Origin of the sequence: Arthrobacter sp. CAN_A214, assembly GCF_015751955.1 — a bacterium.
GTDB lineage: Bacteria > Actinomycetota > Actinomycetes > Actinomycetales > Micrococcaceae > Arthrobacter_D.
Genome location: NZ_JADOUU010000006.1, coordinates 62,748 through 82,561 on the forward strand (window position 1 = coordinate 62,748; position 19,814 = coordinate 82,561).

General features: G+C 64.8%; 18 protein-coding genes, 1 tRNA gene and 1 pseudogene. 11 read left to right on the plus strand and 9 right to left on the minus strand.

What is annotated here, in order from left to right:
• Positions 1-8 precede the first annotated feature (8 nt).
• The 3 genes from IWX65_RS07615 to IWX65_RS07625 all read right to left on the minus strand — a co-directional run bounded on the left by IWX65_RS07615 (position 9) and on the right by IWX65_RS07625 (position 5,570).
• Positions 9-2,429, minus strand: a complete 2,421-nt coding sequence (locus IWX65_RS07615; RefSeq protein ID WP_334683725.1) for a phosphoketolase family protein — start codon at positions 2,427-2,429, stop codon at positions 9-11.
• A 72-nt stretch (positions 2,430-2,501) separates the two neighbouring features.
• On the minus strand, positions 2,502-4,997 hold the full coding sequence (locus IWX65_RS07620; RefSeq protein WP_196881827.1) for an ATP-dependent DNA ligase: 2,496 nt from the start codon (positions 4,995-4,997) through the stop codon (positions 2,502-2,504).
• A 69-nt stretch (positions 4,998-5,066) separates the two neighbouring features.
• Positions 5,067-5,570: an SRPBCC domain-containing protein gene (locus IWX65_RS07625; protein ID WP_196881828.1), complete on the minus strand. Its 504-nt coding sequence runs from the start codon at positions 5,568-5,570 to the stop codon at positions 5,067-5,069.
• A gap of 109 nt (positions 5,571-5,679) precedes the next feature.
• On the opposite strand from IWX65_RS07625, the gene ku reads away from it, so the two are divergent.
• On the plus strand, positions 5,680-6,519 hold the full coding sequence (gene ku / locus IWX65_RS07630; RefSeq protein ID WP_196881829.1) for a non-homologous end joining protein Ku: 840 nt from the start codon (positions 5,680-5,682) through the stop codon (positions 6,517-6,519).
• Between the two features lie 6 nt (positions 6,520-6,525).
• On the opposite strand, the gene nhaA is transcribed toward ku, so the two are convergent.
• The 3 genes from nhaA to IWX65_RS07645 form a co-directional block, all read right to left on the minus strand.
• Complete coding sequence (gene nhaA / locus IWX65_RS07635; protein WP_196881830.1) at positions 6,526-7,920, minus strand: Na+/H+ antiporter NhaA; 1,395 nt, start codon at positions 7,918-7,920, stop codon at positions 6,526-6,528.
• Positions 7,921-8,073: 153 nt separating this feature from the next.
• The gene (locus IWX65_RS07640) at positions 8,074-8,742 is read right to left on the minus strand and encodes a haloacid dehalogenase type II (RefSeq protein ID WP_196881831.1); all 669 of its coding nucleotides are present in this window, start codon (positions 8,740-8,742) and stop codon (positions 8,074-8,076) included.
• Positions 8,743-8,991 carry a DUF2630 family protein gene (locus IWX65_RS07645; RefSeq protein ID WP_196881832.1) on the minus strand — a complete coding sequence of 83 codons (249 nt, stop codon included), beginning with the start codon at positions 8,989-8,991 and terminating at the stop codon, positions 8,743-8,745. It abuts the gene before it with no gap.
• Positions 8,992-9,167: 176 nt separating this feature from the next.
• Here IWX65_RS07645 and IWX65_RS07650 point away from each other — a divergent pair.
• The 3 genes from IWX65_RS07650 (at position 9,168) to pstS (ending at position 11,252) form a co-directional block, all read left to right on the plus strand.
• Positions 9,168-9,244 (plus strand) — tRNA-Val (locus IWX65_RS07650).
• Positions 9,245-9,309: 65 nt separating this feature from the next.
• Positions 9,310-10,107 carry an SDR family oxidoreductase gene (locus IWX65_RS07655; protein WP_196881833.1) on the plus strand — a complete coding sequence of 266 codons (798 nt, stop codon included), beginning with the start codon at positions 9,310-9,312 and terminating at the stop codon, positions 10,105-10,107.
• Positions 10,108-10,133: 26 nt separating this feature from the next.
• Positions 10,134-11,252, plus strand: a complete 1,119-nt coding sequence (pstS, locus tag IWX65_RS07660; RefSeq protein ID WP_196881834.1) for a phosphate ABC transporter substrate-binding protein PstS — start codon at positions 10,134-10,136, stop codon at positions 11,250-11,252.
• 122 nt (positions 11,253-11,374) lie between these two features.
• On the opposite strand, the pseudogene IWX65_RS07665 reads toward pstS, so the two are convergent.
• Positions 11,375-11,821, minus strand: a pseudogene (locus IWX65_RS07665) (SRPBCC family protein); the annotation flags it as partial.
• A gap of 215 nt (positions 11,822-12,036) precedes the next feature.
• Here IWX65_RS07665 and IWX65_RS07670 point away from each other — a divergent pair.
• Positions 12,037-12,516, plus strand: a complete 480-nt coding sequence (locus tag IWX65_RS07670; protein ID WP_196820341.1) for a Dps family protein — start codon at positions 12,037-12,039, stop codon at positions 12,514-12,516.
• A 117-nt stretch (positions 12,517-12,633) separates the two neighbouring features.
• Complete coding sequence (locus tag IWX65_RS07675; protein WP_196881836.1) at positions 12,634-13,074, plus strand: hypothetical protein; 441 nt, start codon at positions 12,634-12,636, stop codon at positions 13,072-13,074.
• Positions 13,075-13,103: 29 nt separating this feature from the next.
• Here the strand turns inward: IWX65_RS07675 and IWX65_RS07680 are convergent, their stop codons facing one another.
• Positions 13,104-13,823, minus strand: a complete 720-nt coding sequence (locus tag IWX65_RS07680; protein ID WP_196881837.1) for a FadR/GntR family transcriptional regulator — start codon at positions 13,821-13,823, stop codon at positions 13,104-13,106.
• 151 nt (positions 13,824-13,974) lie between these two features.
• Here IWX65_RS07680 and IWX65_RS07685 point away from each other — a divergent pair, with 151 nt between their 5' ends.
• Positions 13,975-14,493: a gluconokinase gene (locus IWX65_RS07685; protein WP_196881838.1), complete on the plus strand. Its 519-nt coding sequence runs from the start codon at positions 13,975-13,977 to the stop codon at positions 14,491-14,493.
• 56 nt (positions 14,494-14,549) lie between these two features.
• A complete protein-coding gene (locus IWX65_RS07690; RefSeq protein ID WP_196881839.1) occupies positions 14,550-15,950 on the plus strand; it encodes a GntP family permease in 1,401 nt (466 codons plus the stop codon).
• Positions 15,951-16,011: 61 nt separating this feature from the next.
• Here IWX65_RS07690 and IWX65_RS07695 read toward each other — a convergent pair whose 3' ends face one another.
• A complete protein-coding gene (locus IWX65_RS07695) occupies positions 16,012-16,752 on the minus strand; it encodes a LysR family transcriptional regulator substrate-binding protein (protein ID WP_196881840.1) in 741 nt (246 codons plus the stop codon).
• A gap of 56 nt (positions 16,753-16,808) precedes the next feature.
• Between IWX65_RS07695 and IWX65_RS07700 the strand changes: the two genes are divergently transcribed.
• The 3 genes from IWX65_RS07700 to IWX65_RS07710 all read left to right on the plus strand — a co-directional run bounded on the left by IWX65_RS07700 (position 16,809) and on the right by IWX65_RS07710 (position 19,807).
• Positions 16,809-17,204, plus strand: coding sequence for a DUF5997 family protein (locus IWX65_RS07700; protein ID WP_196881841.1), 396 nt, complete (start codon positions 16,809-16,811; stop codon positions 17,202-17,204).
• A 315-nt stretch (positions 17,205-17,519) separates the two neighbouring features.
• Complete coding sequence (locus IWX65_RS07705; RefSeq protein WP_196881842.1) at positions 17,520-18,215, plus strand: hypothetical protein; 696 nt, start codon at positions 17,520-17,522, stop codon at positions 18,213-18,215.
• Entirely contained in the window at positions 18,212-19,807 is a 1,596-nt protein-coding gene (locus IWX65_RS07710) for a DNA polymerase Y family protein (protein WP_196881843.1), read from the plus strand. The genes IWX65_RS07705 and IWX65_RS07710 overlap by 4 nt, the downstream gene beginning before the upstream one ends.
• Positions 19,808-19,814 lie beyond the last annotated feature (7 nt).

Consider the following 19,814-nt stretch of genomic DNA (forward strand, 5'->3'; position numbering starts at 1 on the left):
GGCAGTTCCTACTTCGCGTCATCCGGCGAAGATTCATTCAGCGTCCAGCCGGTGATCGACTCAAGGTCCTTGCCGGCGTCGCGCGTGTACTGCCAGGCCCGCTGCCGCTGGTCCTGGAGGTCCTGCCGCAGCTGCGCCTGGGTCGAGCCGAGGGAAGGCACCCGGTCGATCACGTCCATGGCGAGCTGGAACCGGTCGATCTGGTTCAGCATCGCCATATCGAACGGCGTCGTCGTGGTGCCTTCCTCCTTATATCCCCGAACGTGCAGGTTCGCGTGGTTGTTCCTCCGGTAGGTCAGGCGATGGATCAGCCAGGGATATCCGTGGTAGGCGAAGACCACCGGTTTCGTGGTGGTGAAGAGCGTGTCGAAATTCCTGGCCGAGAGTCCGTGCGGGTGCTCCGACTCATCCTGCATACGCATCAGATCCACCACGTTCACCACCCGGATCTTCAGGCCGGGAATGCTCTGCTTCAGCAGGCCCGCGGCCGCCACCGCCTCGAGCGTCGGCACGTCACCGGCGCACCCGAGGACGACGTCGGGGTCCAGGCCCTGCTCCTCGCTCCCCGCGAAGTCGAGGATCCCGATCCCGCGCCGAACATGCAGCCGCGCTTCCTCCGGGCCGAGCCACGTCGGTGTGGGCTGCTTGCCGGTGACGATCACATTGATGGTGTCCCGGGTCTTCATGCAGTGCTCGGTGACGGCGAGCATGGTGTTGGCGTCCGGTGGCAGGTAGACGCGGATGACGTCGGCCTTCTTGTTCACCACGTGGTCGATGAAACCGGGATCCTGGTGGGAGAAGCCGTTGTGGTCCTGCTGCCACACATGGCTGGAAAGCAGATAGTTGAAGGACGCGATGGGTCGCCGCCAGGAAAGCTCCTGGTGCACTTTCAGCCATTTCGCGTACTGGTTGAACATCGAGTCGACGATGTGGACGAACGCCTCGTAGCAGTTGAAGACGCCGTGGCGCCCGGTCAGCAGGTAGCCCTCGAGCCAGCCCTGGCACAGATGTTCGCTGAGGACCTCCATCACGCGGCCGGACCGTGCCAGATGTTCGTCGACGTCCTCGATGCGCGGCTGCCACGCTTTGTCCGTTACCTCGTAGACGGCGGATAGCCGGTTCGACGCCGTCTCGTCCGGGCCGAACAGCCGGAAGTTCGTCGGGTTCGCCGCGATGATGTCCCGGAGATAACCTCCCACCGTCGTCATCGGGCTCACCCTTTCGGCGCCAGGGCTCGATACCCGTACGGCATGATCCTCGTAGGCGGGGAGCAGGAGGTCCCGCAGCAGCCAGCCGCCGTTGGCATGCGGTGTGGCGCTCATCCTCAGGTTGCCCTCCGGCGCCTGCCGTGCAATAGCGGGCCGTAGCTCGCCGTTCCCGGTGAACAGCTCGTCGGGACGGTAGGAGCGCATCCACTCCTCGAGCTGGTGCAGGTGCTCCTCATTGCTGTGGATCCCGGTCAACGGCACCTGGTGGGCACGCCAGGTGCCCTCGGCCTGCTTGCCGTCCACCGTCGTCGGGCCGGTCCAGCCCTTCGGCGAGCGGAGCACGATCATGGGCCAGCGCGCAGCAGCAGCGTCCGCTCCCGCCGGGGAGATACGCGCCTGCTCCTGAATGGCGTGGATACCGTCGATGCACGAGTCGAGTACTCCCGCGAAGTCCCGGTGGGCCGCGTCGGTGGCCGTCGGGTCCGTCACGGTGACGAAGTGCGGCTCATACCCGTACCCGTACATCAGCTGCCGCAGCTGCTCCTCCGGCATGCGCGCCAGCACCGTGGGATTGGCGATCTTGTAGCCGTTCAGATGCAGGATCGGGAGCACTGCGCCGTCGACCGCAGGATCCAGGAAGCTGTTCGAGTGCCAGCTGGCAGCCAGCGGTCCGGTTTCCGCCTCCCCGTCCCCCACCACTGCCGCCGCGATCAGGTTCGGATTGTCGAAGACCGCCCCGTACGCGTGCGCGAGCACATAGCCGAGTTCACCGCCCTCGTGGATGGAACCGGGCGTCTCGGGTGCCGCATGCGACGGGATTCCGCCGGGGTAGCTGAACTGCCGGAATAGTTCCTTCAGCCCTGGTTCATCCTTGCCGACGTGGCTGTAGACCTCCGAGTAGGTGCCCTCAAGCCAGGCATTGGCGACGTCCGCCGGCCCACCGTGGCCCGGTCCTGTCACGAAGAGCATTTCCTGGCGGCGCTCCGCGATCACGCGGTTGAGGTGTGTGTAGACGAAGTTGAGCCCGGGCGTAGTGCCCCAGTGACCCAGAAGGCGGGCCTTCACGTCGGCGTCCTCGAGCGGCCTCCGCAGCAGTGGATTGTCCCGCAGGTAGATCTGCCCTACGGAGACATAATTGGCCGCACGCCACCATGCGTCGAGCCCGGAAATGTCCAGATCGGTCATCGTGCTCCTTCTCGTAGTCGATGTCCCCCTACCCACCCCCGCTGATCAAGCACTTGTGGCTGCTTCAGGGCAGTAGGAGGCACCTTGTGTGCTTGATCAACGGGGGTGCTATCGCTCGACGACGACGTCGGACGGTTTCTTGTCCGGCCGCCACCCACGCCACACGGGATGGCGGAGCCGCCCGCCGCCGGTATGGCCGCTGTGCTGCACCTCCCCGACCAGTGCGGGCCGGACCCAGTGCGCATCGGCGGCATCGGCTCCGGGCACATCGCTCAGCGGCGGTGTCTTGCGGGCCATCTTCTTGAGCCTGGCACCGACATCGGCGAGCTCGCGGTCCGTGAGACCGGAGCCCACCCGTCCCAGGTATCTGAGGTCGACGCCGTCCGGCACCGCCACCAGGAGCGATCCGACCTTCGACGCCCGGTTTCCCTTGCCCGGCCGCCACCCCACCACCACTACCTCCTGGGTGTGGTGGTGCTTGATCTTCACCCAGCTCTGGGAGCGTGCGCCTGGTAGGTAATCGCTGGTGAGCCGCTTGGCCAGAATTCCCTCAAGACCCAGTTCCCTGCTGGCCTCGACGGCTTCCTCGAGGGTGGCATCAAGGGCGGGCGGCACCTGCACGTGGGAATCCGGGGCATCGTCCACTGCTTTTTCGAGGATTTCCCGGCGCTGGCAGTAGTCGAGCCCGGTAAGATCCCTACCGTCGAACGCCAGCAGGTCGAAAACCAGGAAGCGCACCGGCGTTTGCCTCGTGGCAGCCTCGATGTCGGCCGGGTCGGTCAGCTTCAGTCGTGTCTGGAGGAGGCCGAAATCGGGCCGGCCCGCCTTGTTGAGCGCCACGACCTCGCCGTCGAGCACCGCCGTTTCGGCGCTGACGAACTCGGCAAGGTCGCCGAGCTCCGGATAGAGCGGCGTCATGTCATTGCCGTTGCGGCTTGTCAGCTGAATGGCGCCTCCATTCACGGTTGCGATGGCACGAACCCCGTCCCATTTCATCTCATACGCCCAGTCCTCCGGGTCGGGGATTGCCTGCGCGGAACCGAGCGTTGCGAGCATCGGCTCGACGAAGGCGGCTCCGGCAGCAGCCCCGGCCGGTGCCGGGTCTGCGCGCGGGGGAAGATTCCGGTCCGGGGACCGATCCTTCCGCGCAACCGGGCTGCCCGACGCCGCCGGCTGCTCCTTCATCAGGTGGATCAGCCAGTTCTTGTCGCTCCCGGGCTTGCCCGAGGATCCGGTGTTGATGAGTGCGAAGCGGCGCGTTGCTGAACCGCTGCGCGCCAGCCCGCCGTCCGCGCGTCCGTGAACGGTGCAGATCACCTCCTTGCCGTCGCGCCATTTCTCGAACTCGTACGTGCCGGCATCCCAGATGCTCACCTCTCCCGCTCCGTATTCCCCCTTGGGAATACTTCCTTCGAAGGACCCGTAGTCGAGCGGGTGGTCCTCGGTCTGGACAGCGAGATGGTTTCGATCGGGCACTGTGGGCGGTCCTTTCGGCAGGGCCCACGACACCAGCACGCCGTCGTGTTCGAGGCGGAAGTCGTAGTGCAGCCGGCGCGCGTGGTGCTCCTGGATCACGAAGCTGTTGCCGCCCGGCGCGCCGACTGCCTCCGGTACAGGTTCAGGGGTTTTCGCCGGGTCCCGCATGGAGCGGTACTTCGAAAGACGGTCTTCCTTCGACGGCGCCGCCCGGATTTCCCCGGGCTGCCGGGGCGCCTCATCAGCCGTGAAAACATCCCCGAGCTCCTTCACCCGCAGCATCACGCTGCGGTAGTCGAGCTGCTGCAGGCCTGGATCGTCGAGTTCCTCCCAGGTCCGCGGCGCAGCCACCAGAGGCTGGAAGCGGCCGCGGAGGGAGTAGGGAGCCACGGTGGTCTTGTTGCTGTTGTTCTGGCTCCAGTCCACCAGCACGCGCCCTGTGCGGCGCGTCTTCTTCATGTCGCTCACCGCGAGATCAGGATGGTCCGTCTCCAGGGCACGAGCCAATTCGTGCGCTACGGCGGACACCCCCTCCGAGGACTGCCTGCCGTCGAGGGTGCAGTAGAGATGGATTCCCTTGGATCCGCTGGTGACGGGATGAGGATCCAGGCCCATGCCCTGCAGAATCCCTCGGGCGAGCCTTGCCACCTCGGCACACTCCGCCAGGCCGGCACCCTCACCGGGGTCGAGGTCGAGGACCAGCCGGTCCGGGTTGCACTGCTCACCCTGCGCTCCGAAGCGCCACTGGGGGACATGGATCTCAAGCGCAGCAATCTGCGCCAGCCAGGTCAGGGTGGCAGTGTCGTTCAGCATCGGGTACACATTGGTGTGGTCTTTGTGTTCGATCGCATGGCGCTGCACCCAGTCGGGAGTGCTGGCATCGATATTCTTCTGAAAGAAGACCTGGCCCGGCTTCTCGGGTGTGCCAACACCGGAGACCCACCGCTTCCGGGTGACGGGCCTGTCCCTCGCGGAGTGGATCAGCTGGTTCGAGACCGCGGCGTAGTAGGCCAGGACATCAGCCTTGGTGGTCCCGGTTTCCGGATAGAGCACCCTGTCGAGGCTGGTCAGTCTCAGCGTCCGGCCGTCCACGCGCACACTCTGCGCTGGGGAACCCGGAGTGGCCATGACCCAAGTCTTGCCCGGATGGGAGGGGAATTCCAGTCCTGCTAAGCAGGCTTCCTACTGAACGGAAGTTCAGTCGGCGAACTGCTTGCGGTAGCGGTCCACGTAAACCTGCCAGAGCGCTGGATCCTGCCCGAGGTCCCGCTCGTTGAGGAAATCATCCAGCCCCGAGAGCGTGAGGTGCCAACCTGCCGCCATGGTGCCGAGGTGGGCAGGATTGCCCGCGACGATGGACAGCACCAGTCGGCAGCCGTTGTTCTCGGCCCGGTTCAATTCCCAGCGAAGCGTCTCCTTCTCCCAGGTGAAGGCAAGCAGCGACGGCTTTTCGGCTTCGAGGACAATTCCGTGCAGCGGCCGCTGGTCGGCATAGGTGAAGCTCACCTCGGTGTCCCTGCGGGGCTGGATGTCCATCTCGCAGGGGAACCAGTACTTCAGCTTGTCCGGCTCGGTCAGGTGCTTCCACAGCTTCGCGGGCGGGTAGGCGAAGGGGTACTCGAGCGTGAGCACCGTGGCGCCGTCGTCGTTGATCGTCTTGCTGACTGTAGGTTCTGCGGGTTCTGGGGTCTCGGAGGTCACTTTGCAAGTCTAAGCGGCAGGGGTGCCGCAGGGGTGCGGCCGGGGTTGCCGGCCCGCTCTGGCGCAGGTTCACCGGCCTGGTGTTCACTTGGAGCATGGAAGCTGAGTCATGAGAGCCATCTGGAAGGGCGCCGTCGCCTTCGGCCTCGTCAACGTGCCGGTCAAGGTCTACAGCGCCACCGAGGACCACGATATTGCGCTGCACCAGGTCCATGACAAGGACGGCGGCCGCATCCGCTACCAGCGGCGCTGCGAGATCTGCGGCGAGATCGTCGACTTCAAGCACATCGACAAGGCGTACGACGACGGCGAGCGCACCGTGGTGCTCACTGACGACGACCTGGCCTCGCTACCCGTCGAAAAAAGCCGTGAGATCGAGGTGGTGGAGTTCGTGCCGAGCGCGCAGATCGATCCGATCATGTTCGACCGTTCCTATTTCCTTGAGCCGGATTCCACGTCCATCAAGGCCTATGTCCTGCTCCGCAAGACACTCGAGGAGACCGACCGCACCGCCGTGGTGCAGTTCTCGCTGCGTCAGAAGAGCCGGCTTGCGGCCCTCCGGGTCCGCGGTGATGTCCTGATGCTCCAGACCCTGCTCTGGAATGACGAGGTGCGTGATGCCGCTTTCCCCGCGCTCGAGGAGAAGGTGCGCATTTCCGCGAAGGAGAAGGAGATGTCCGCAGCCCTTGTCGAATCCTTCTCGACCGATTTCGATCCCGAGAATTTCAGTGACGACTACCAGGTCCAGCTGCGCACCCTCATCGATGCCAAGATCGAAAAGGGCGACACCCTCGACACCGAGGAGACGTTCGGCGGGGAATCGGGCGACGACGACGGCGACAACGTGCTCGACCTCATGGAAGCACTCCGCCGCAGCGTCGAGAAGAACCGCGAGAAGAAAGCGTCAGCATCGAAAGCCACCGGCGCCTCGAAGAAGAAGGGTGCGTAACGGCCCCTAATCGTTCCGTTCGAAGACGTCGGGAATGCCGTCGCTGTCGGCGTCGATCTTCTCGCGTTCCCCGATCCTGCGGTATTGCCTGTTCCGGCTCCGCAGCACCACTGCGGCGGCAAGTGCGGCCAGGAGCGACCCTGCGAGGATAGCCACCTTGGCGTGATCGTCTTCGACGGTGCCCTGACCAAAGCCGAGTTCGCTGATCAGCAGCGACACGGTGAAACCGACGCCGGCCAGCATGGCGACACCGAGGATGTCCACCCATCCGAGGTCCGGGTCGAGGTTGGCCTTGTTCGTCTTGGTGACAAGCCAGGTGGCCAGCAGGATCCCTACCGGCTTCCCGATGACGAGCGCCACCATGATGCCGATCGCGATGGGGTCGGTGACGGCACTGACGAAGCCCTCGGCCCCACCGATCGCGACGCCGGCGGAGAAGAAGGCAAAGATGGGCACCGCGATTCCCGCCGAGATCGGCCGGATGCGGTGTTCCATGGTGTCGGCCAGGCCTTCGCGATCGATATCGTGTGCCTGTGCAAGGTCATGCGACACCGATTTGTCGACCTCTTTCAGCGACTTCCTGGGCGGCAGCACCGGAATGGCGAATCCGAGCAGGACGCCGGCGACCGTTGCGTGGACGCCGGAGGCGTGGACCAGCGCCCACACGGCGAACCCGATCGGTAGCAGGATCACCCAGGGTGCCCACACCTGGCGCTGGAAGAATCCGGGAAACTTCTGGGCGAGGATCGCGTAGGCGGCGAGCGGCAGAACCGCCAGCAGCAATGGGGTGGGTGCGATGTCGCTCGAATAGAAGAAGGCGATGATGCTGATCGCCAGGAGGTCATCCACCACGGCGAGTGTCAGGAGGAAGATCCGCAGCGAGCTGGGTAGGTGTGATCCGACGACGGCGAGCACGGCGACGGCGAAGGCGATGTCCGTCGCCGTCGGAATGGCCCAGCCGCGCAGGGCTTCGGGGCCGGCCGTGAGGGTGATGGCCACGTAGACGAGGGCGGGAACGACGACGCCGCCGACTGCCGCGGCCACGGGAACCACCGCGCGGTCGAACTTCCGGAGGTCTCCGGCAACGAACTCGCGCTTGAGCTCCAGTCCTGCGAGGAAGAAGAAGATTGCCAGCAGCCCGTCAGCGGCCCATGCGCCGACACTGAGTTCGAGGTGCCACGGTTCATAGCCGAACCGGTAGTCCCGAACGGCGAAGTAGCCGTCGGCGGCCGGCGAGTTGGCGAGGATCAACGCTGCGACCGTGGCCATCAGCAACAGCGCGCCGCCCACGGTTTCCTTGCGGAGGATCGAGGTGATCCTCAGGTGCTCCGGATAGGTGCTCCTGGTGAAGATGCGTTTTCCGTGTGCATCGACGGGCTGATGCTGGGGTGGGTGTGCCATGGGGGTTCCTTCGGTCGGGGCTCGCTTCAACAGCGCCGACCAGTCTTCCCGGCTCACCATGAATCATTCTACGGGCCAGGTACGTATCCCTCGGCCCGCGTCACTTCCGAACTTCTTTCCGGTCCTCCTTGAGGGTTGGCTGAGGGGTTCCCACTAGGGGTTCAGATACGCGGCGATTTCCGTGCAGTGCTGCACTGTTTCGTCCGGTGCCGTCGAGTACGCCGGGAAGTCGGCGCCGTTCCGGTTGAGCCAGACGGTCCTCATTCCGGCACGCGCCGCACCGTCGATATCCCAGGGGTGAACCGCGACCAGGGCGATTTCAGCCAGGGGTGTCGAGCAGGTTTCCGCCGCGTACCCGTAGGCCGAGGCGGCCGGTTTCCACAGGGGCGCATCCTCCACCGAGAGGACTGCCTCGAAATGGCTGAGCAACCCGGCCCTCTCCAGCAGCGACGTCGCTGTGCCTGCCGCGCCGTTCGTCAGGGCCGCCACCCGTATCCCGCGCTCTGCCAGCGCGGTCAGACTGTCGGCCACATCGGGGTGCACGGGCAGTTCCTGGAAAGCGTCGAGAACATGGCCGACGGCGTCGTCGAGGTTTCGATTGAGCGGCTCGGAAGCGAGGACCCATCGAAGCGATCCCTCGGCGAGTTCGGCGAACCGCGGATTGACGCCCGCGGCGGTCAGGGCGAACCCGTCACGCAGGAGCGAGGCGAACCACAGCGCCGCGGTTCCCGGCGGAGCGCCCACCTCCTCGAAGTGCTGCGCCATGCCCTCCAGGTTGGAGAGCGTCTCATTGACATCGAAGAGGACGAGTGAGCACTTCATCTACTGGCGGTAGCTCTCGACCTGGCTGATCGGCCGCGCATCGGCGTCCGCCGGGTTCTCGCCGGCGTCGGCTTTGGCACGGCGCTGACGGAGCAGATCCCAGCACTGGTCGAGGTCTTCCTCGACACGCTTCAGCCTCGTGCCGGAATCCGGATCCGTCCCGCCGCCGTCTGCAGGGGAACCCCCACGGAGCTCATGCTCTTCCTTGACCAGCGCCTGGATGCGCTGGAGGATGTCCTGGTTGTCCACGTCGTTTCCTCCGGTTGTCCCTGGCTAGCGTTCCATTTCTCAGGCTACCCACGCTGGACCCCGGTGGCCAGCAGGTTTTCGTCCGTCGCGGCGGAACCGGGCCGCATCCGGAGGCGGGTCTTCCGAGCCAAATTGGGCAGGCGCCCCGAATGCCCTAAGCTATGGGAGAACCATTTGCCTGTGTAGCTCAGTCTGGTAGAGCATCCGCTTCACACGCGGAAGGCCCGGGGATCGAGGCCCCGCGCAGGCACCACTGCTGAAAGCCACACCTACTTTTTCTCCTTGCCACACCCTCCGGTGGCTGCCAAGGATGAAGGTATGGATTTTTCCCCGAACACTGCAATCGTCACAGGATCCGACTCCGGGATCGGCCGCGCTACAGCGCTTGCCCTCGCCGATGCCGGGTGCGACGTCGGTATCACCTGGCACTCGGATTCCGACGGCGCCGAGGAAACGGCGCGGCTGGTCCGCGAGCGCGGACGGAAGGCGGCCGTGGCGCGGCTCGACACCACCGACGCCCCCGGATGCGGAGATGTGGTGGACCAGCTCGCGAAGGAGCTGGGCGGTGTCGACATCTTCGTCAATAACGCGGGCGTCAATGGCGGCACTCTGTTCATGGACACGGACTGGGAGACGTGGCGCGGCACCATGGCGGCCAACCTCGACGGCGCCTTCGTCTGTATCCAGCGGGCCGCGCGGCATATGCTCGACGCCGGCAAGGGCGGCCGCATCATTGCGGTGACCAGCGTGCACCAGGAGCAACCGCGGGTCGGGTCCGCCGCCTATGACGCATCGAAGCACGGGCTCGGCGGCCTGATCCGGACCATCGCGCTCGAGCTCGCCGATAGGGGTATCACGGCCAACGCCGTCCTGCCGGGTGAGATCTCCACGCCCATGAACGACGCCGGCGACCAGGACCCCCGCGAAGTGGACCGTCCCGGCATTCCCGTGGGCAGGCCGGGTGACGCAAGGGAGGTAGCCGCAGTCATCGCCTTCCTCGCCTCTCCCGCATCGAGCTACGTCAACGGAGCATCCTTGGTGGTGGATGGCGGCATGCTGCAGATGGGTCCGCAGGCAGGGTCCCACCTGCAGAACGGGGACTGGCGCACCCTGTAAACCGCGCACCCTGTACCGTTGATCGAGTGAAATCAGCGAAAGCCCGGTCCATAGGTGCCGGCCTGGCAGTCCTGGCCCTCGGCCTTACCGGGTGCGGGTCGGACTACCCGTTGGGCCCCGCGCAGGAGGCGGCAGCCCGCAATGCGGACTCGAGCCTGCGTGGCGCCATCACCGGATCGGGTTCGTCCGCCCTGGGTTCTGCCATGGATGGGTGGCGTGCGGAGTTCGCCACGATGCACCCGCGCGCGCAGGTGCAGTACTCACCCGATGGCTCCGGTGCGGGCCGCGGCGCGCTGCTGGCCGGCGCGGTGGTTTTCGCCGGCTCGGATGCCTACCTCGATGACGAAGAACTGGCAGAGTCGACTGAAGTGTGCGGCCCGGGTGGTGCCTTCAACATCCCTGCCTACGTCTCCCCCATCAGCATCGCCTTCAACCTGCCGGGGATTACCGAACTCAACCTCGACGCTGCAACGATCGCCCGCATCTTCCGGGGTGAGATCACCACCTGGAACGACCCCGCCATCGCTGCCCAGAACGAGGGCGTGGACCTGCCCTCCACCAGGATCTCCCCGGTGAGCAGGTCCGACGATTCGGGGACCACAGAGAACTTCACTGACTACCTCTCCGCCGTGGTTCCGGAAATCTGGACCGACGAGGCCGACGGCACGTGGCCGGGCTCGCTCTCCAACGAGAATGCCAAGGGGAACGCGGGGGTGGTCAGCACCGTCTCCAGCACCGAGGGCGCAGTGACCTATGCCGACGATTCCGCCGTCGGGCCTCCCCTCGGGAAGGCAAGACTCCTGGTCGGCGATGAGTATGTGACAGTCAGCGGGAAGGCCGCGGCCGGCGCCGTCGACGTCGCCACTGGAGTGCCGGGGCGGGAAGAGTACGACATCGCACTCAACCTTGATCGGACCACCACGGCTGACGGCGTGTATCCGCTCGTCCTGGTGTCCTACCTTGTGTTCTGCTCGCGCTATGAGAACGAGCAGACCGCCGAGGTGGTGAAGGCTTTCGGTACGTACGCGGTGAGCAGTGAGGGCCAGGCGACGGCGGCGGAGGCTGCGAAAAGCGCGCCGATCTCGTCAGGCCTTTCGCAACGCGCCGCCGAGGCCATCGAAACCATCGAAGTCGGCGACCTGTAGCTCCCCGATCAGCTGCCCGGGGTGCCCATCCGCGGTCCGCCCGAGTCGGGATCATTGAGGGCACCGTCGGGCAAGGTGCCGTTGGCCGGTTCGGCTTCCCCGACGACCCCCGACGGCGGCGCGCTGACGTCCCCGCGCCACGCACCGCTTTCGCCACCGCTTTTCTCGATGAACTCCTTGAACCGCTTGAGGTCTCCCTTGACCTGCGCGGCGTCTGCGTTCACCACGGCGCCGATTTTTTCAGTAAAGGTTTCAGGGTGCCAGTCGATCTGCACCATAAGCCGTGTGGTGCTTTCGTCGAGCCGGTGGAAGGTCACCACTCCGGCATGCGATTCACCGTCGGTGCTCTTCCACGCCACGCGCTCGTCCGGGTGCTGCTCGGTGATTTCGGCATCGAACTCGCGCCGGACACCGCCGATGCTCGTGACCCAGTGTGTCCGGGTATCGGAGGTCTGGGTGATCGACTCCACCCCGCTCATGAATTTGGGGAAGGTTTCGAACTGGGTCCATTGGTTGTAGGCAGTGCTCACCGGCACGGCCACGTCGATCGATTCCTGAACTTTCGCCATGAAATTCACTCCTTCGTAGGGACTTCGGCTCCCCCATCCGTAGCCCAAAAATGGTTCCAGACCGGTAAAACCGTAAGTCTACTTAGATTATGCAGATCGGTTGGATTTGGCCAACACGCGGGTCTAGGGTGAAAGTAATCCGCGGCTTCCCCCATCGATGCTTCCGTCGATTCTTCATCGCCGCGGCGGACACTTTTCCTACTCCTGGAGGATCCATGCAGGCTTCACCCACACTCACCGACAATATGCAGGCAGTCCTGGTCGACCTCATCGAACTGCACCTCCAGGGCAAGCAGGCCCACTGGAACGTTGTGGGCAAGAACTTCCGTGACATGCACCTGCAGCTCGACGAGATCATCGACGACGCCCGGCTGTTCGCCGATCAGCTGGCTGAACGCATGCGCGCCCTCCACGCGGTCCCCGATGGGCGCAGCACAGCCGTCGCCAAGGGTGCTTCGCTCAATGAATTCCCCGCAGGGCTGGTTTCGACGCAGGACACCGTCACCCTGGTGGTGCGGATGCTGAATGCTGCTGTCAAGACCATGCGCGATGTCCACGACCAGATCGACGAGGAAGACCCGACCACCGCGGACATCCTTCACGGTTTCATCGAGAAGCTCGAGCAGTACGCATGGATGGTCGATGCCGAGAACATGACGCCCACCGCCAACGTCACGGAGCCCGCGGCCGTGTAACCCTGATCCAACAGAGAAGGGAAGCTCTCAGGAGCTTCCCTTCTCTGTTGGTACGGGGGGAATGTCAGAGCCGGCTGGCATCGTGGATTTCCTCGTCACCGATGACCGGGAGATTTCATGACAGACCTCATTTTCCGCCCGTTTCACAGGGGCATTCCGGACGCACCAGTCCTCCACCTCTCACAAACGCCGTGGGGCGTCCGCTGCTGTTACACCACCGGCCGCACCGAGCAGGGATTGCCGGAGTTGTACTTCTGCGGCCCCTCGGATGCAGTCCTCCGCTCGGCAGGAAGACACCTGGCCGAGCTGCCGGAGCACCCGATCCGCGGGACCTTCTCCCCCGGCAGTGCCTTCGAGTACCGGGCGGTGCGTATCCGGGAGAGTGACCTGCATCACCTACCGAACGCCGGAATACGCTATGGCTTCGCCGGCTTCGAGGCTGTCCAGCTTTACCTGGTTATGGCCCGGACACACACCACCCCTTCCGCACAGCAGTTGGGCTTCCTTGCGTCACAGCCCTACCTCGGAACAGGAACGCTGGGGCACCTCCTGGACTGAGTACAGCCGGATGGCGGCGGCCCCTACCTTCAGGGAATGGCCTGGCGGACTTCGGCCAGCAAGGAGGTCATGCTGAATTCAGCAGCCCGCACGTCTCCACTGCTGATGGCCGCCGCTACTTCCTCGTGACGTGCGAGCGCGTGTTCCCTGGGATTATGCGGCATGAGGCCATGCCTCGTGCGTCCGGAGAGCACCTCGGCCACCACCTCGGTAAGGGCTGAAAACATCTCGTTGCCGCTTGCCTTGAGGATGAGTGCATGGAATTCGATGTCCACTTCGAGGAACTCGTCCAGCTTCCCACTTTCACCCAGCGACCTGAGCTGTGCCGCGAGTTCGACCACCCGCGCACGCTCCTCCTGAGTGGCATTACCCGCAGCAGCCAGGGCAGCGGCCGGCTCCACAGCACACCGGAGCTGCGTCAGGCTGCGGAACTGGTCCGCCCGCCCCGGCCCGCCGAGACGCCACCGGATGACCCGCGCGTCGTAGACGTTCCAGCGCTCCCGGGCCTGCACCACGATGCCGATCCGGCGCTTGGAGAAAACGAGGTTCATCGATTCGAGGATCCTCATGCAGTCGCGCACCACCGTACGGGATACTCCGAACTGCTGCTGGAGGCCGTCGATGGTCAGGCGTGACCCCTGCGGCAGGGTGCCGTTGATGATGTCGCGGCCCACCGCGTCGAGAATTCGGCTGTAGAAGACCTCCGCCGGTTCGATAGGGCTGTGCGGTTTTGCCGACTGCGCCGTCATGCTGTTCCTCTCCATCACCACCGTTGCCGAACTAACAATAGGGCCGCCAGAGTAGTACGGAAAGGTAGTACCTTTATCGGTCAAAGGTGATACCTTTGCTGGTGTCCTCGCGTGGATCAGGACACGAACGAGCAATGACAAGGGAGTCAGCATGGCAACGCAACCGCAGCACCTGATCGTCATGGGCATCTCGGGGTCAGGCAAGACGACCATAGCCACCCTGCTTGCCGAGGAACTGGGCTGGACATTCGCCGAGGCGGATGAGTTCCACCCCGCAGCGAACATCACCAAGATGACCGCAGGAACGGCACTGACCGACGAGGATCGCTGGCCCTGGCTCGACGTCATGCGTAACTGGATGACAGCCAAGGCTTCGGACGGTGAAAGTACAGTCATCACCTGCTCCGCATTGAGGAGAAGCTACCGGGACGTACTGGCAGAAGCCTCCGGCAGCGTGCGTTTCGTCCACCTCGAAGGGGACGTTGACCTCATCCTTGAGCGCATGAAGACCCGCAGCGGACATTTCATGCCGCAATCCCTGCTTCCCTCGCAGCTCAGCACCCTCGAACCGCTTCAGGCGGACGAGGCCGGCATCAAGATCACCAACAGCGGGACACCCCACGAGGTTGTCCGTTCCATCCTCGAGCGGCTGGGAATCAGCGGGCCCTAGGGCTGCGTCGACCGATACATCCCTACAGACACTATCTATTTAATCGGAGAACATTCATGACCATTGAAGGATGGACCCAGAGCCTCAGCGCCGGGCCGCTCCTCCTCATTGCCGCAGCAGCCATCCTGGTGCTGCTCTTCCTGATCATCAAGCTGCGCGTCCATGCGTTCGTCTCACTGATCCTCATCAGCCTTGCCACTGCATTCGCCACAGGCATTCCCACCGACCAGATCGTGACAGTCCTCGTAGGGGGCTTCGGATCCACGCTGGGCGCCGTCGCACTTCTCGTGGGTCTCGGGGCAATGCTCGGCCGGCTCGTCGAAACCAGCGGCGGTGCCCGGGTGCTTGCCGACTACCTCATCCGCGTGTTCGGCGAGAAACGTGCACCTTTCGCGCTCGGAGTCGCGTCACTGATTTTCGGCTTCCCGATCTTCTTCGATGCGGGGCTCGTGGTCATGCTTCCCGTGGTCTTCTCCGTGGCCCGCCGGCTGGGAGGCGGAGTCCTCCTCTACGGGCTCCCCGCAGCCGGAGCGTTCTCCGTCATGCATATCTTCGTTCCACCCCATCCGGGCCCGGTCGCCGCTTCCGAGTTCTTCGGCGCGAATGTGGGCCTCGTCATCATGGTCGGCCTGGTGGCAGCCATTCCCACCTGGTACGTCACGGCGTACCTCTACGGGAAGTGGGCAGGTAAGAAGTTCGTGCTTCCCATTCCTGAACTGCTGGGAAAGGCCGATCCTCACAACGAGGCGAATCCTCCCAAATTCGGCACAGTCGTGGGCATCCTGCTCCTCCCGCTGGTGCTGATCTTCCTCAATACCGGCCTGAACACCGTTGCCCGGTCGGGAGCCGTCAGCGAAGACTTCGCCGAGCAGGGGTGGTTCCAGCTCCTGCGAACGTTGGGGGAGACACCGGTTGCCCTGCTGATCTCGCTCCTGGTCGCATCGTACGTTTTGGGCCGACGCCGCGGAGTGGATAAGACGGTCCTCGAGAACACCCTCGAATCAGCACTCGGACCGGTCTGTTCCGTCATCCTCATCACGGGGGCCGGCGGCATGTTCGGCGGGGTGCTGCGGACAAGTGGTATCGGCGATGCCCTTGAGGGAGTCCTTGGGGACCTCGGAATCCCCATCATTCTTGCCGGTTTCCTCATCGCCGCGATCCTGCGCATCGCCCAGGGCTCGGCCACTGTTGCGCTCACCACGGCCGCGGGTCTCATCTCACCGGCGATTGCAGCGGGAGACTACAACGGCCTGCAGCTTGCTGCCCTCGTTGTCGCAGTCGCCGGCGGTTCAGTGGTGGTCAGCCACGTCAACGATTCAGGCTTCTGGCTCGTGGGCCGATTCTTCGGCATGGACGTCAAAACCACACTGAAGACCTGGACTGTCATGGAAACGGCGATCGGCGTCATGGGCTTCGCTATCGCAGCTGCAGTCTTCGCGCTGGCCTCACTGGGTTAGCGGGGTTAGCTGAGGGCGGCCGCCTCAACTCCTCCTATCCTGGGGTCGAGGCGGTCTTCAGCTAACGACGACGGCCCCGCCTGGGCGGCGATGCCTTCTTCGATTTCCCCTGAACGGGTTTGGCCCCGGAGTGTTTTCCGCCGGCACCCTTTCCGCCGGCACCCTGGGAACCGGCCTTCTTGGCCGCCGCCTTCTGCGAGGCACTCCGCTTCGCCTCGGCCGGTTCCTGGGCCGACGGCTGGCGCGAACTCCGCTCGGTCCGGCCCCGCACAATACCGATGAACTCCTCGACGTCGGGCGACTCGTCGCCCTTCCGCCATGCGATGCCGATCACGGTGCCGGGCAACTCCGGTACGGGACGGTGGACAGCGTCCTTGCGCATGTGCAGCCGCGCGAGGGACATCGGCAGCACCACCACACCGGCCCCGGACGCAGCCACCTCCACCGCCGCTTTCGGCCCGCCGCATTCCTCGATGCCGAGCCGGTTTTCGGCATGGAGCTCGGTCAGGGCAACTTCCTCGTAAAGGGACAGCTCGTTCTCCCTGGACATCACCACCACGGCCTGTTCCTCATACAGGGGAATGACGTGCAGTCCTTGGCGCTCAATGGGGAGCCGTACGAAAAGGACGTCGATTCCGGCGTCTTTCAACGCCGGGAGGGCGGCGTCGTCGTCGTAGGGGTGAAGTTCAAGATCCACCCCGGGGTGCCGCTCCCGCCACCGGGCCACCCACTTGCCCGGCGTGACGCCTGCAACGAATCCCACGGACAGGGATCGGGGCTGAAGCACGGGCAACACGGGCACAGGTTCACACTAACGCACGGAACATCCGCCTGCGCCGGGCCGGTTAAGCTGGGGAGATGACCCCCGCAAAAACACCACAGACCCTGAAACCCGCCACGGCGGCGAAAAAACTGGGGATTTACCTTCCCGCGGCTCCCCAGGAATTCCAGGACCGTGAACTGACACGGGCCGAGTTCAACGAACTGCAGCAGACGCCGCCGGAGTGGCTTGCCGAACTGCGGCGGACAGGCCCCCACCCCCGGCCCGTCGTGGCCCAGAAACTCGGAATATCGATCGGCGGACTGGCCCGCGGAGGAATCACCGACCCCCTCACCACCGAGGACATCACCGCGCTCCTGCAGGCGCCCCCCGCCTGGCTCGTTGCCGAGCGGTCCACGCAGGCCGCGGTCCGCACCGAAGCAGAACGGGTCAAGGAGCGCGACATCCAGCGCCAGGAGCAGAGCGGGGACTGATGCTCCTGCCCGGTCCTCTGCACCGGATTTCGTGCCATCGCCGCTTCCGACCGCGTGTCGCACAGTGACATGCGGCAAATACGGGCAATGGCGGGCAATGGCAGTAAAACCGGTTCAGTCCGGTTTTCGCCGGACCGGCGCGGCAGGCAGTGGACGCAGAGCCGGTCACTCCGCAAGCCCAATGCGTCGATTGACTTAATAGAACACGTATTCGAATATTGACGAGTGACACCATCAGCTGCAGGGGCGCTCGGACGGAAGGAGCTTCCCAACCCTGGGCTTTCGGGCTCGAAATCGGCGGCTCTGCAGCCGGGGATGAATTCCCTCCCTGATCTCCAGTCGCGCATCAACCAGATGCAATCCAGCCGGCTGAATTCGCGGAGACTTCCCACCGTTCCCGCGCTGGCCAAAATCCTCCCCGGAGGAGGCCTGCAGTCCGGTGGGTCCTATGCAGTCCGGAACTCCACCACTCTGGCCATGGCACTCCTCGCCGGTCCGTCCGCAACCGGTGCCTGGTGCAGCGTTGTGGGCCTGCCCGAATTCAGCGTGGAGGCCGCCGAGGAGTTTGGGATCAACCTGGAGCGGCTCATCCTAATTCCTGATCCGGGATCCCAGTGGCTCACTGTGACGGCAGCACTGGTGGACGTAGTCTCCGTTGTGCTGACCCGCGCCCCCGCGCACCTTGCCCCCTCGGATACAGCGCGGCTCAAATCCCGGCTTCGGCAACGCGGAACCGCATTGATCACACTGGGCAACTGGCAGCAGTGCGATTCAACGCTGAGCATCGCCGAGAGCGCATGGGAGGGACTGGGGTCAGGAACCGGTCATCTCCAAGCTCGCAGGATGAAGATCACCGCCACCAATCCCGCCGGCCGGCTGCGTCATACGTATGTGGGCCTGACCGAACTGCAGCGCGGCCCCTGGCAAACTTCCGGCGACACTGCACTGGAACATCCCCCTACCTCCGACGACGGCACCACCCTTTTCCAGCCGACCCGAAAGTCCTCATGAGCACCGGAGCAGCCGCATCCGGGCCTCCAGCCGCCCTCACCGCTACCCGCACCCTGATGCTGTGGTGCCCGGATTGGCCCATTACGGCGGCCGTCCGCGAGCACTCGCTCGATGTTCATACCGCTCTTGCCCTGGTGGACAGGGGCGAGGTCTTCGCCTGTTCACCCACGGCCCGACAGGACGGTGTACGGCGGGGCCTACGCCTTCGGGAAGCGCAGGCGCGGTGTTCCGGCCTCACCGTACTGGCCTACGATCCGTCGCTGGATACCCGCAGTTTCGAGCCCGTCATCACGGCAGTGGAAACCCTTATGCCGGGGGTGCAGGTTCTTCGTCCGGGACTGTGTGCCATTCAGATCAAGGGTCCGTCCCGCTATTACGGCAGTGAGGAAAGTGCCGCCTCCATCGTGTTCCAGACTCTCGCTGCCATTGGGCTGACCGATGTACGGATCGGCATTGCCGACGGTCTCTTTGCCGCGGAACAGGCTGCAAAGGCAACGGAGGCACTGGAGGATCCGCAGGCCGAGCCGCTCTGCATCATCCCTCCCGGAGGATCCCCATGGTTCCTCAGCACCTTCCCCCTCGATGTTCTGGAGCAGCCACGGCTGGCGGTGCTGCTGAAGCGCCTGGGTATCAGGTCCCTCGGAAATTTCGCCGCCCTGAGCGCTGCTGATGTGCGTAACCGGTTCGGCGCCGAGGGTGCACTGGCGCACCGGCAGGCCTGCGGATTCGACTATTCCAGCGTGCTGGCCCGCACCCCTCCTCCCCAGCTGGATGCCACTGCCCACTTCGAGCCGCCGCTGGCGCGCATCGACCAGTTGGCCTTCGCCTTCCGGATAACTGCCGAACATTTCGTGGACGGGCTGAGGCAGGCCGGGCTGGTGTGCACAGCGCTGCAGGTGGCACTGCACACGGAGTCCGGCGAGGTCTCCGAGCGCTTGTGGCAGCACCCGCGCTGGTTCGACGCCGACGACGTCGTGGACCGCGTGCGCTGGCAGCTGCAGGGAAGCAACGCCGCTGACCACGGGCTGACATCCGGCATCACGCACGTGCAGATTGTCCCCGGCCTCGTCGAGGACCTCAGCGACCACGCCGACGGCCTGTGGGGAACCGGTCCTGATGAAAGCATCTACCACGGGTTGGCCCGCGTGCAGAGCATGCTGGGCCATGGGGCCGTGCTGACAGCGGTGATTGCCGGCGGGCGGCTCCTGGCGGACCGCAGGGTCTATATCCCCTGGGGGGATTCACCGGCAGCCCAGGACAAAACCCAGCCCTGGCCCGGAAGGCTTCCCGGCCCGGTTCCGGCCACGGTTTTCGCGGTGCCGGTTCCCGCCGTCGTCGTTGATGCGAGGGGAAACCCCGTCGACATTGATCCGAGGGGGCTGATGAGCGCGGACCCTGCTTTTTTTACGGTCGGCCGCAGTGACCAGCGGTGGCCGGTACATTCCTGGGCCGGCCCCTGGCCCATCAACGAGCGCTGGTGGGATCCCCGGGGACGGATGCTCAACCGTTTTCAGCTGGTGGATACATCGGGTTCCGCCTGGCTCCTGCTTTTCGAGAATCACGAGTGGTTTTCCGAGGCCAGTTACGACTAAGGAAAGG